We start from the raw sequence: 11,640 nt of genomic DNA, 5'->3' as shown, positions 1-11,640 counted from the left end.
AATTGATGCTGATTGCGGAGATCTTCAGGGGCGCGGGCGGCTATCCTCTGGCGCGGAACCACTGCCTTATTCACAGGGTAATCGGGCAGCAGGATGAAGGGGGGGCACTGTAATATCACTTTAATATCAGTGTGTCAGGATACGAGCTTTAGTCAGCCACGATGACGCGAGCATGCAGGCAGAACAGTTCATATTCATGCGGCCAACACTGCCCAGGGACCATCGATGTGCAGATGATTTGTGCAACGAGGTGCCCGGCATCGACTCGGACAGCACCAACATCAAGGTCATGGATATCTTCACCGCTCATAGAGAAATGGTGTGCCTGGCCGTGGTCGAGGGCGATCGCCCCATCGGGTTGATCAATCGAAACATCTTTATGTCGCAGATGAGCAAGCCGTTTCATCGCGAGCTGTATGACCGCAAGAGCTGCATTGCGTTTATGGACAAAGAGCCTCTGGTGGTCGATTCGAGGATGAGCATCGAAGAGCTGACCTTCAAGACGGTCGAGTTTGGCGAAAAAGCGCTTGCCGACGGTTTCATCGTAACGCGTGAAGGCCGGTTCGCAGGTTTGGGCAATGGTTTGCAATTGATGGCGGTGGTGGCCGCCATGCAAGCGGAAAAGAACCGTCAGATGATGCAGAGCATCGAGTACGCAAGCGTCATTCAACGCGCGATGCTCAGAGCTTCTCGCGATGCATTGGCCTCAACGCTGGATGACGCTGCGTTGTTGTGGGAACCGCGCGATGTAGTGGGGGGCGATTTCTATCACTTTTGTGCGTACTCCGAGGGGTGGTTCGGGGCAATAGCCGATTGCACGGGGCATGGCGTGCCGGGCGCCTTCATGACCTTGATTGCGTCTTCATCGCTTACCCAGGCGCTGGGGCAGATCGGGCCTCGCAACCCGGCGGCGCTTTTATCGGCAGTAAACCGTGGTGTGAAGGGGCTTCTAGGGCAGGTCGATGGACTGGACGGCACGCCGGAATCAGATGACGGACTGGATGCGGCTTTTTTCTGGTTCGATAACGCCACGCAGGTGCTGAGTTTCGCAGGTGCGCGAATGTCGCTGCACGTACTGCATCCGGATTCGGAACAGCTTCATACCCTGGTCGGCCAGCGGATGGGTGTTGGCTACGTCGATAGCGACTATGACTTTGAGTGGATTCCCGCCGCCGTGTCCATGTTGCCTGGCAGCATTATCTTCATCGCCACCGATGGGCTTACCGATCAAATCGGCGGCCCTAAAGGAATTGCATTCGGAAAGCGCAAGGCATTCGACACCATTGTGCAACATCGTGCCCAACCCTCGGCAGCCATCTGTGACGCTATAAAAAATACGCTGCTCAACTGGCAGGGCGAGCAAACCCGTCGGGATGACTTGACCCTATTCTGTGCCCGCCTCAGGAATAAAAATGCTTAATACATCTACCGCTCAGCAGGATGGTTCATTCTTCGAATTGGCCAGCCGGCAGAACGTGATTTTCTATCACAAGGGCTACTTCTCACACCATGTCATTTCCGCAATGGCTGAGGTTGTCAAACTCCAGTTGGAGATCTCCGGAGTCAGCGGGCCAACGAGACGCAAGTTGTTTTCGTCTTTCGTCGAGCTTTCGCAGAATATTATTCATTATTCCTCCGACTCTCTTGGCGCGACTCATTCCGAGAATTCAGTGCTTCGCCAGGGTGCCGTCTGCATCAGTACCGAAGGCGAGCGACATCTGATGCTTTGCGCCAACCCCATTGCGACGACGGATGTCGAGCACCTGCGAGAAAAGCTGGAGCCTTTGCGCAGCATGTCACTTGAAGAAATAAAGGCCGCTTACAAGGTAACGTTGCGTTCGGAGACTCCTGCCGACAGCAAGGGTGCCGGGCTGGGCTTCCTGACAATGGCGCGCGACGCAAGCGCTCCTTTGGAGTTTGGCTTTTACCCGAGGGAAGACGATCCCGACACCACGTTGTTCTGTCTCAAAGCGATCATTTGAAATGAGTGGCCTATCTACCATGGATAATTTCTACATCGAAGCAACCGCAACTTCGCCAGAAATCGATTTTCGCTTTGATCAGGATCTTCTTTCGATGAAGGGCGAGTCGTATCCGGAAAATGCCGCTGCTTTTTATGCGCCTGTTGTGCAGCAATTGCGCGCTTTTCTGGTTGAGCGAGCCAGCGCAACCATCACCGTTAATATCGCACTGGCTTATTTCAATAGTTCCAGCACCAAAATCCTGTTCAATATTTTCGATGCCCTGGATCAATCTGCCCAGGCTGGAAACCGCATCGAGGTGAACTGGTATCACGACGAAGAAGACGAAACGATTTTTGAATTCGGCGAGGAACTGAAGGCTGACTTTACGGCAGTCATGTTCAACGACCATCCAATCACCACTTGATGAGGATGACGGTCATGTCAGCTTCAGTCACACCCATTTGTGCTTCGAGTGACGCGGTTCCTGACTTGTTTAAAAGCGAGACGGATGCGCTCGAACATGCCCGCTCGATCCTGGCCGTCAATGATGCCGAGGCATCAATCTACAGGCGATCACTGGCTGATCTGGCTTCTCATTACGAACGACTGCTGCGCGAAACGCGACGGTTGATCGGCAGAAGCGACCGTGCCGAGCGAGAAATGAATTTGCTCAATACGCAGTTGCAGACTCTGGCGGGTCAACTTGAATACCGTGCCACTCACGACGCGCTAACCGGAATACTGAATCGCGGGGCGATCATCGAGCTGGCTGTCCAGGCTCTTCAGAAGAACGGTGCCGTACTGGTTGTGCTGGACATCGATCACTTCAAGCAAGTGAATGACGAGTTTGGTCATCCTGCCGGCGATGCGGTCATCCAGGGGATTGTCGGGTGCCTGCGCAAGGTGGTCGCAGACATTGGAAAGATAGGTCGCGTCGGGGGCGAGGAGTTCACAGTCTTGATCACCGGCGAAGACCTGGAACGTGGCTTGGAGCTGGCAGAAGCCATGCGTGACGCGATTGCCAATCATGTATTTGCCGATCCGGTAAACCGTCAAATCACCGCGAGCTTTGGCGTCAGCGCGAGCACCTCCGGGACAACCTTTGATACCGCTTACGGTTCGGCTGACGCCGCGCTCTATCGCGCCAAGCGTGGGGGGCGAAATCGCGTGGAGCAAGCTGAAAAGTTGTGATGTTGAGGTAAGCGAATCACGCTGGCTTCTACAAAGTCATCTGGCGAAGCTGTGTCTGCCGGCATATTCAATCAGGCGCTCAGCTTTTTCCCTGGCACCGCTGCCAGCAGTTCCTGGGTATAGGCCGCCTGAGGGTTTTTGAACACTTTGTCGGTCGGCCCTTGTTCAACCACCTGACCGTTACGCAGCACCAGCACGTGCGGAGCGACGTTGGCCACCACCGCCAGATCATGCGATACGAGCAGGTAGGCCAATCCCAGTTCGGCCTGCAATTCGGCCAGCAGGTCGAGAATCTGCGCTTGAACCGAGACGTCCAAAGCCGACACTGGCTCATCCAGAAGCAACAGATCCGGTTGCAGTGATAACGCACGAGCGATGGCGACCCGTTGGCGTTGTCCGCCGGATAATTCGCGAGGTAGCCGGTCTAAAAATGTCACTGGCAGATGAACACGCTCCATCAGCTTGCGGGCTGCTTGTTCAAGCTCCCGCCCCTTGAGTCGGCCGAACGACACCAGCGGTTCTATCACGCTCTCGAAAATAGTCATGCGAGGATCCAGTGCGGCGAATGGGTTCTGCTGCACCAGTTGCATGCGCTGACGAAGGGGGCGAAATTCCCTCCAGCTGAGGTTGGTAACGTCTTGACCGTCGAAGACGATGCGGCCTTCGGTGGGTTGCTCCAGTCCCAATGCAATGCGCAATGCAGTGCTTTTTCCGGAGCCTGACTCACCGACGATCGCCACAGTCTGACCGGGGTAAACCTCAAGACTGACATTCTGTAACGCCTGAAATGAACTCGGCTCGCCTTTATGTCTGGGCAGCTGGAAGGTCTTGCTGATTCCCTCCACGGACAAAAGCCGAGCGCCGTTGGCCGCCGGTACTGGCGATGGATGCGCACGCGTGCTGAAGGCAGGAGCCGCCGCGATAAGCGCTTGGGTATAGGGTTGAGACGGAAACGCCAGGACCTGGGCCGGAGGGCCTTGTTCAATAAGCTGGCCATCCTTCATCACCAACAGCCTATCGGCGCGGTCTGCGGCCACAGCGAGGTCGTGGGTGATGATCAACAGTGATATGCCGCGCTCGGCCACCAGGTTCTGCAAGTGATCGAGGATTTTGCGTTGCACCGTCACGTCGAGAGCGCTGGTAGGTTCGTCGGCAATGATCAGCCGCGGATTGCCAGCCAACGCGATAGCGATCAGCACACGCTGGCGCATACCACCGGACAGTTCATGGGGATACTGGCGCGCGCGCAGCAATGGCTGGTCAAGCCCGACGCGTTTCAGCAGCTCGATGATGTCTGCGTCAACCGTGAGGTAACGTCGACCCTGAGCCTGGATCAGCGCCTCGCCGATCTGCTGCCCGATGCGCAATGTGGGGTTGAGCCCAACCATCGGGTCCTGGGGCACGAGACTTACCGTGCGGCCGCGCAGCCTTTGCCATTCACGCTCGCTGGCGTGTGTAACCTGCTTGCCATCAACGCGTAACTGTCCTTTATCGATGCTCGCATTACCTGGCAGCAGGCCCAGCAGAGCATTGGCCAGCGTGGATTTACCCGATCCGGATTCGCCGACAATGGCCAGGATTTCGCCACGCTGTACGGTGAACGACACGCCACGGACTGCGGGCGTCGATTGACCGCTGGCGCGATACGACACGTGCAGATCGATGACTTCAATGAGGGGCAGTGGGGACGTCATCGTGGGTTTTCCTCCATCGTACGAGCGATATGGTTGACGCTGAACACCACAGCCACCAGAAACAGGCCGGGCAGCAAAGGCACCCAGGGTGCGGTCATCAGGAAGGATCGGCCGTTGGCGATCAGCGTGCCCCATTCAGCCGCAGGCGGTGCCGCGCCAAAACCGAGAAAGCTCAAACCCGCCGTGGCGAGAATCGCGGCGCCGAAGTCCAGGGTAGCCAGAACCGCTACCGGGCCCCATGCGTTGGGTAACACGTGGCGCAGCAGGGTGCGGGTCCAGCTGGCGCCGCCGAGCCGGGCCGCTTCGACATAGGGAAGGGTTTTGATTCGCAGCACTTCGGCCCGGGTCGTGCGCGCAAAGCCGGGGACGATGCCTACTCCTACGGCAATCGCGACGGGCACTGTGCCGAAACCAATGGCGGTCACGATGGCTAGGGCGAGGAGGAGGCCGGGCAGGGCGAGCATGACGTCAATCAGGCGCATGAGTACGGTGTCCAGACGCCCACCGGCAAAGCCGGCCAGGATACCCAGCCCGAGACCGCCAACCAGAGCAATGCCGACTGCCAGCAGTGCGGCGGTGACCGACAGACGTGATCCGTACACCACGCGGCTGTACAGATCGCGGCCAAGCTCGTCGGTGCCAAACCAGTGAGCGGCACTCGGCGCTACCAGTTTGGCGGCTGGCGCCGTGGCATACGGATCGGCATGGCTCAGCAGCCCAGGGGCGAGTGCAGACAGAAGCGCGAAAGCGACGACAGCCAGGGCCAGCAGGAAGCCCGGACGGCGCAGTAAAGGTGCCATGGCAATGCGCGCCCGTTGCCACCGGGTTCGTGGTCGCCAGACGGGGGCCGGGCTGAGTTGTCCGGGGAACGTCTCAATCAACATTTCTGTTGTAACAGCCATCAGGCAATCCTCGGCGTATGGGTGATGCGTGGATCAAGAAGGGGGTAGAGCAGGTCCACGACAAGGTTGACCAGAACGAATGCCGCTGCCGCTACGCTGACGATGGCGAGAACCACCGGGATGTCCTGGCGCAGTACTGCCTCCTGGGCCAGACGACCTATGCCGCTGCGCGCAAAGATGGTCTCCACCAGCACGGCACCGGATACTGTGTTGCCGACTTGTAAACCGATCAAGGTGAGCAGCGGCAGGGCCGCGTTCTTGAAGGCGTGGCGGCGCTGCACCTGCGCACGGCTCAGGCCTTTGGCGTAAGCGGTCGCGAGGTAGGGCTCATGGCGGACACCCTGAAAGCCTCGGAGTAACACTTGCGCGTAAACCGCCGCGCTGGGGATCGCCAAGGTGATCGCCGGCAACACAAGGCTGGACGCACCTTGGTTGCCGGTGGATGGCAGCCAGCCCAGGGTGAACGCGAACACCTGGATCAGCAGCAAGCCCATCCAGAAAACCGGTACGGAAAAGCCCAGCGAAGGCACTCGAGCCAAGGCCGTTTGCAAGGGGCGCCAGCGCACATAGGCAGCCAGATAGCCCAGCCCGATACCACCGGTCAACGACAACACGATGGCCACGCCAGCCAGTGCCAATGTTTGAGGCAACCGTTCGGCGAGTAGCTCGGCGACCGGACGATTCAGCGCGATTGACTGACCAAAGTCACCGTGCACTGCGCCCAACACCAGGCTGAGGTATTGCTGAAGGACACTCTGATCCAGGCCGTAGTACGCGCGGGCCTTGGCAAGGTCCGCGGCTGAAAGTGAATCGATTTCCACGCCCGATGCACTCAGCATGATCGAGAGTGGATCGCCCGGAAGCAGGTACAGAATGAAATAGGCGACCGTGTATGCGCCCCATAACACCAAGAAAGCCTGACCGATTCGGCCGATCACATAGCGACTCATGGCTGTTTGAGCTCAATGTCGTTGAGCAGTGCAAAGCCCTCAGCGGTCCAGCGGAAGTTGTGTACCCGCTGGCTGGTCGCGGCTTGCCATACCCGCTCATAGATCGGAAACGCCGAGGCCTCGTCAATGAGCAAATCCTGCAGCGCGCCGTAGGCCTGGGCCCGTTGTACGCTGGACGTTGCGGTCATTCCCGTGTCAAACAGCGCCTGGGCCTTGGGCAGCGTTTGCGGGGTGTACAGGTTGGTCGCCACCGTGGAACTGTTGGCCGTTCGTGGATCAATGATGGTTTGCAGAATGATCGGGTCCGCGCGCGTCATGTAGGTGGAGGTCAGGTCATAGTTGCCGGCGGCGTTTGCCGCTGCCCAATCGGCAGTAGTGAGAACGTTGAGCTTGAGGTCGATGCCGACCTGGCGCAGCTGATCCTGGATGAGAACGTCGCCGGCGGTTTCTGCGACCTGAAGGTTGTAGGTAAGCTTCAGGCGCTTGCGGTTCTTGACTCGATACCCGTCTGCACCCGGCACCCAGCCCGCGTCATTCAACAGTTGACGTGCGCCGGCGGGATCGAAGGCGAGCTTGGCACTCTGACTTTTGAAAAATGGAGTGGTTGTGTCGTAGAGACTGCTGACAACCGGGAATTGCTGGCTATAAACGGTCGACGCATAGGTCTTGCGGTCGATGGCTTTTTGCAGCGCCTGGCGTATCGCACTGTCACCGAGGAGGCGCTCGCCACGCGTATTCGGAAACCAGTTCAGGGCCGGGCCAGGCAGTGAGCGGCTCTGGATTGTGGCTTTTTTCGACTCGAACAGTTTGCTATCCACCTCAGAAAAAGGTGCGCGAGGCCAGAGTATGTCGAGCTGGCCCTGCACGAACTGGCCATTACGCACGCTTTCCTCAGGAATGTAGGTGACGTCAACCTTGTCCAGGTGGGCTTCGCCCCGGTTCTGCGCGTTGGCTGAGGGCCAGGCGTAACCGCTTCGCTTGAGCAGACGAAGGCCAGACTCCGGGGTGTAGTGATCAAGCACGAAGGGCCCGGTGCCGATAATTGCCCCAAGCGAGCGTTCCTTGGCAGTTTTTGCGTAGCTCTCAGGCGCGAGGATGGCCAGGTTGGTGGTGGATGTGGCTTGCAGGAAGCCGGCATTCGGGCGGGCAAGAACGAGTTTTACCGTGAAGTCGTCAACGACCTCGGCATGGTCGTAGCCTGCGAGATAAGTTGCGCCGAAGGTCGCAGGCAGTTGCGCAGCGAAGGCCTTGTCGGAATCAAACGCCGTCTTCACCGCGTGGGCATCGAAGCGCGTGCCATTGCTGAACGTAACGTCCTTGCGCAAGTGAAAGGTGTACTGCAAGGCATCCGCGCTGATGTCCCATCCTGTCGCCAGCCAGGGAATAATCTTGCCTGTCTGCGGGTCCTGATCGGTCAGAGATTCGGCAATGTTGCGCAGCACGACCCGATGTTCCAGCCAGTAAACCTGAAAAGGATCCAGGCTGACGAGCGTGGTGTTATCCCGAAAAAACGCGATTTTCAGTGTGCCATTGTTCGTGTTCTGTTCGGCAGAAGGCGAGCAACCGATCAGGCTTGAAGAGATGGCCAGAATCGCGAGCCAGCGGTTGGGTAAGCCAAAAAAAATCCGCTGCGCGCCGATTGCCGGGGAGCAAAGCCGCACGGGGAGATTGGGTGTAACGTCAGAAACGCAAGCCAGGGAACGTGTGCTCATGGGCAGTCATCAGTCAGGAGTGAGGGCTGACGCGGGAATGTCCCGGCAGGTTTCCTAAGACCGTAATCTTATGACTAAGAGCTGTAAAAGTCTTTTTTGATCTAAGCTAATTATGTGTTTGTTGAATGAAGCGATTGGATAAATATGCGTCACGATGAGTTTGTTGCTGCTTTGCAGGGCAACTGGGGCCAGACTCTCGTCCAACCCTCCATACCTGGCGATCCGATCAGGTTTTATTTTGGCCTGCCTGGCTCAATCACTTTAGCGTTATCGGCTGCGGCGGCTTCACCGTGGTCCTGCGTCCCAGTATCACGGTGCCTACCACGCCGGCAGCAAATAGCCAGGTGATAGGTTCTATGTGCTCGCCGAACCACAGCGCCGAAAAGGCAATGGTGAAGAATATCTGCAGCAACTGCACTTGGCCGACCCTGGCGATCCCGCCCATGGCCAGCCCGGCGTACCAGGCGAAAAAGCCGATGAACTGCGAGAACAAGGTGACGTAGGCGAACGCCCATAATGTTGGCGCGCTGATCGGTCCCTGATGCTGGAAAGCCAGGTACAACACGGGGCCTAGCAGCACCGGGAATGCCAGCACCAATGCCCAGCAGATCACCTGCCAGCCACCCATTTCCCGCGCCAGCCTTCCCCCTTCGGCATACCCCAGGCCGCCGAGGGCAATGGCCGCCAGCATCAGCAAGTCACCGCTGCTGATGCTGCCGGCACCCTGAATCAACGCATAGGTCAACACCAGCGCACTACCCAGCGCGGCGCAGGCCCAGAATGCTTTGGACGGACGCTCGTGGGACAACCAGGCGGCGTACATGGCCACGATCAACGGTTGCAGGCCGTTAACCAACGCGCCGTGGGATGAGGGCAGCGTTTGCATGGCCCATGCCGAGAGAACCGGGAAACCGACGATAACCCCTAGGATGACAAAGAACAGACCTTTGCACTGCTGCAAGGTCGGCCATTGTTCACGCCTCAACAGCAACAGCGCCGCCGCCGGAATCGCGGCCACCAACGCGCGGCCGAGACCGTTAAGCAGAGGGTGAATTTCCTCGACCACAATGCGGGTCATGGGCAGGGTCAGACTGAAAATTATAACGCCGAGCAGGCCGAGGGCCATGCCAGTGTTATCACGGGAGGTCATAAAGGGCTCGTTGGTCAGGTAATTCGGACGCCCATTTAGCCACACCGCGCGGGGCGCGCAGCGTTACAGAGACAGGGAGAGTGAGCCGTACACTTTGAGAAACTTCAGGTTGCCGGGGGATGCCTTGTTCGATGTCTATGGTGTTTTGCATAGAGGGAAAAACGCGCTTTGGGAAAGGAGGCGATAAAGCCTCGGTATCAGTCATTCAACTGATGGATTAATCCTATCGGCGGTGGGCAGGTGAGGGGCTTCCATGTCCGATGTCGGATACCGGTCTGCGTGAGGCGTGGATACACAACCATGCTCCTTACAGACTGATGTCCCATAACAATGACGAGGACCCGCACTTCATTTATGCCAATGAATGGGTCTAGTCAGATTGCGCTCGATAATTGAGCTTTATGCGCAGGATGGACTTCATGAAATGGCGGCTATCGGAGGTGCTTGAAGTATCTTTCGATGGGTTGACCATATCCCCCCAGGGGGGATAAAGTGCCGGCCTGAATCATTCAGACCAGAGGCTCAAACCATGAGTGAGCACGACCACCCCCATGGCCACACGCACTTGTCCCATGAGGCCGTTATCAAGCGCTTGAAGCGGGCAGACGGTCATTTGCGCGGCATCATCGCCATGATCGAAGAAGGCCGTGAGTGTGTGGATATCGCCCAGCAGCTTCACGCTGTTGAGAAAGCGGTATGCCAAGCCAAACGCACGTTGATTCAGGATCACATCGATCACTGCCTTGAAGACACCGTAGATTCACTCGCAAAAGGCGAGCGGGCACCGCTGGAAGCCTTCAAGCAAATCACTAAATACCTGTAGGTCTCGCATGCTGAGCTTTGTCGAATTGTTGCAGCAAGGTGGTTCGCACGCCTGGCTGTATTTCCCCAGTGCCATCTTGCTGGGAGCGTTGCACGGGCTAGAGCCGGGGCACTCCAAAACCATGATGGCGGCGTTCATTGTGGCCATCCGGGGTTCCGTCAAGCAGGCAGTGCTGCTGGGGCTCGCAGCCACGCTGTCGCATACCGCTGTCGTCTGGTTGGTGGCCATTAGTGGGATGTATCTAGGCCAGGGTCTGGATGCTGAAACCACAGAGCCTTACTTCCAGCTCGCATCTTCTGCTCTGATCATTGCCATTGCACTATGGATGCTGTGGCGCACATGGCGTGGCGAGCAGCTGTATAAGTTCGAAGAGGCAAACGGTGTTGATGGTGACCACCATGGCCATGACGAAACACACCGCATTGACACAGGGCACGGGCGCGTCGAATTGTCGATTTTCGAACAGGGCGTACCTCCTCACTGGCGCTTGAAGGCTCTGTCTGGACACGGCTGGAGCGCGGACGAGGTAGTGGTACATACCGTTCGACCGGACGGTTTGATGCAACAATTCAGGTTCGTGCAGCAGGACGGTTTTCTCCAGTCGCCAGATGCGATACCGGAACCGCATGAGTTCAGCGCCCGGCTCAGCCTGGGGCACGCAAGCCACAGCCACGACTACGACCTGGACTTCAAAGAGCACGATCATGGTCATAACCATGATCATGATCACGGCGATCTGGACGGATTGAACCTGACCGCTGAGGGTTACCAGGACGCCCATGAAAAGGCCCATGCCAACGATATTCGCAAGCGCTTCACCAATCGTGAGGTGAGCAACGGTCAGATCCTGATGTTTGGCCTGACCGGGGGGCTGATCCCTTGCCCGGCAGCGATCACCGTGCTGCTGCTCTGCTTGCAAGTTAAGCAGACCACCCTGGGTGCTGTGATGGTGCTCTGCTTCAGCCTCGGCCTCGCGATTACCTTGGTCACCGTTGGCGCTGTCGCCGCCATCGGCGCTCGAAAAGCCTCAAATCGTTTCCCCTGGCTCAATGCCGCCGCTCGACGAGCACCTTACCTCTCCAGCGTGTTGATCATCTGCGTAGGCATGTATGTAGGCATCAACGGCTGGATCGGCCTGCACTCGTGAGATGACTCGGTGTTCGAGGTAATCCGCTATCTGGGCCTTTTTGTAGTTCCGATTGAGGAAATCAATGAACACCCGCAACTTGGGTGCCGGATGTCTGCCCGATGGCC

General features: G+C 57.8%; 11 protein-coding genes and 1 pseudogene. 7 read left to right on the top strand and 5 right to left on the bottom strand.

Annotation, left to right across the window (positions count from 1 at the left end; genetic code table 11):
• Nucleotides 1-196: 196 nt before the first annotated feature.
• Genes AFK24_RS25115 through AFK24_RS25100 form a run of 4 tightly spaced genes read left to right on the top strand, consistent with a single transcriptional unit; the run spans nucleotide 197 to nucleotide 3,155 of the window.
• On the top strand, nucleotides 197-1,420 hold the full coding sequence (locus AFK24_RS25115) for a SpoIIE family protein phosphatase (protein WP_065835995.1): 1,224 nt from the start codon (nucleotides 197-199) through the stop codon (nucleotides 1,418-1,420).
• Entirely contained in the window at nucleotides 1,413-1,982 is a 570-nt protein-coding gene (locus AFK24_RS25110) for a SiaB family protein kinase (RefSeq protein ID WP_065835794.1), read from the top strand. The genes AFK24_RS25115 and AFK24_RS25110 overlap by 8 nt, the downstream gene beginning before the upstream one ends.
• A 19-nt stretch (nucleotides 1,983-2,001) precedes the next feature.
• Nucleotides 2,002-2,388 (top strand): DUF1987 domain-containing protein, encoded by a 387-nt coding sequence (locus AFK24_RS25105; RefSeq protein ID WP_065835793.1) that lies wholly within the window; start codon nucleotides 2,002-2,004, stop codon nucleotides 2,386-2,388.
• A gap of 14 nt (nucleotides 2,389-2,402) precedes the next feature.
• Nucleotides 2,403-3,155: a GGDEF domain-containing protein gene (locus AFK24_RS25100; protein ID WP_065835792.1), complete on the top strand. Its 753-nt coding sequence runs from the start codon at nucleotides 2,403-2,405 to the stop codon at nucleotides 3,153-3,155.
• 71 nt (nucleotides 3,156-3,226) lie between these two features.
• On the opposite strand, the gene AFK24_RS25095 is transcribed toward AFK24_RS25100, so the two are convergent.
• The 5 genes from AFK24_RS25095 to AFK24_RS25075 form a co-directional block, all read right to left on the bottom strand.
• Entirely contained in the window at nucleotides 3,227-4,849 is a 1,623-nt protein-coding gene (locus AFK24_RS25095) for a dipeptide ABC transporter ATP-binding protein (RefSeq protein ID WP_065835791.1), read from the bottom strand.
• Nucleotides 4,846-5,733 (bottom strand): ABC transporter permease, encoded by an 888-nt coding sequence (locus AFK24_RS25090; protein ID WP_080482318.1) that lies wholly within the window; start codon nucleotides 5,731-5,733, stop codon nucleotides 4,846-4,848. The genes AFK24_RS25095 and AFK24_RS25090 overlap by 4 nt, the downstream gene beginning before the upstream one ends.
• A gap of 17 nt (nucleotides 5,734-5,750) precedes the next feature.
• A complete protein-coding gene (locus AFK24_RS25085; RefSeq protein WP_065835789.1) occupies nucleotides 5,751-6,701 on the bottom strand; it encodes an ABC transporter permease in 951 nt (316 codons plus the stop codon).
• Entirely contained in the window at nucleotides 6,698-8,413 is a 1,716-nt protein-coding gene (locus AFK24_RS25080) for an ABC transporter substrate-binding protein (protein ID WP_240500442.1), read from the bottom strand. Before AFK24_RS25080 ends, AFK24_RS25085 begins: the two co-directional genes overlap by 4 nt.
• A gap of 256 nt (nucleotides 8,414-8,669) precedes the next feature.
• Nucleotides 8,670-9,563, bottom strand: a complete 894-nt coding sequence (locus AFK24_RS25075) for a DMT family transporter (protein ID WP_065835788.1) — start codon at nucleotides 9,561-9,563, stop codon at nucleotides 8,670-8,672.
• 233 nt (nucleotides 9,564-9,796) lie between these two features.
• On the opposite strand from AFK24_RS25075, the pseudogene AFK24_RS32130 reads away from it, so the two are divergent.
• The 3 genes and pseudogenes from AFK24_RS32130 to AFK24_RS25065 all read left to right on the top strand — a co-directional run.
• A pseudogene (locus tag AFK24_RS32130) lies at nucleotides 9,797-9,937 on the top strand (MEKHLA domain-containing protein); the annotation flags it as partial.
• 155 nt (nucleotides 9,938-10,092) lie between these two features.
• The gene (locus AFK24_RS25070) at nucleotides 10,093-10,386 is read left to right on the top strand and encodes a metal-sensing transcriptional repressor (RefSeq protein WP_065835787.1); all 294 of its coding nucleotides are present in this window, start codon (nucleotides 10,093-10,095) and stop codon (nucleotides 10,384-10,386) included.
• Nucleotides 10,387-10,393: 7 nt separating this feature from the next.
• Nucleotides 10,394-11,533, top strand: coding sequence for a nickel/cobalt efflux protein RcnA (locus tag AFK24_RS25065; protein WP_065835786.1), 1,140 nt, complete (start codon nucleotides 10,394-10,396; stop codon nucleotides 11,531-11,533).
• Nucleotides 11,534-11,640: the final 107 nt, after the last annotated feature.

Source organism: Pseudomonas syringae, from assembly GCF_001698815.1.
Taxonomy (GTDB): domain Bacteria; phylum Pseudomonadota; class Gammaproteobacteria; order Pseudomonadales; family Pseudomonadaceae; genus Aquipseudomonas; species Aquipseudomonas syringae_A.
This window is presented reverse-complemented; position numbering and strand designations above follow the sequence as displayed.

Coding starts and splice junctions, on each gene's coding strand:
- AFK24_RS25115 (WP_065835995.1), top strand. CDS start 197: ATGCGGCCAACACTGCCCAGGGACCATCGATGTGCAGATGATTTGTGC.
- AFK24_RS25110 (WP_065835794.1), top strand. CDS start 1,413: ATGCTTAATACATCTACCGCTCAGCAGGATGGTTCATTCTTCGAATTG.
- AFK24_RS25105 (WP_065835793.1), top strand. CDS start 2,002: ATGGATAATTTCTACATCGAAGCAACCGCAACTTCGCCAGAAATCGAT.
- AFK24_RS25100 (WP_065835792.1), top strand. CDS start 2,403: ATGTCAGCTTCAGTCACACCCATTTGTGCTTCGAGTGACGCGGTTCCT.
- AFK24_RS25095 (WP_065835791.1), bottom strand. CDS start 4,849: ATGACGTCCCCACTGCCCCTCATTGAAGTCATCGATCTGCACGTGTCG.
- AFK24_RS25090 (WP_080482318.1), bottom strand. CDS start 5,733: ATGTTGATTGAGACGTTCCCCGGACAACTCAGCCCGGCCCCCGTCTGG.
- AFK24_RS25085 (WP_065835789.1), bottom strand. CDS start 6,701: ATGAGTCGCTATGTGATCGGCCGAATCGGTCAGGCTTTCTTGGTGTTA.
- AFK24_RS25080 (WP_240500442.1), bottom strand. CDS start 8,413: ATGAGCACACGTTCCCTGGCTTGCGTTTCTGACGTTACACCCAATCTC.
- AFK24_RS25075 (WP_065835788.1), bottom strand. CDS start 9,563: ATGACCTCCCGTGATAACACTGGCATGGCCCTCGGCCTGCTCGGCGTT.
- AFK24_RS25070 (WP_065835787.1), top strand. CDS start 10,093: ATGAGTGAGCACGACCACCCCCATGGCCACACGCACTTGTCCCATGAG.
- AFK24_RS25065 (WP_065835786.1), top strand. CDS start 10,394: ATGCTGAGCTTTGTCGAATTGTTGCAGCAAGGTGGTTCGCACGCCTGG.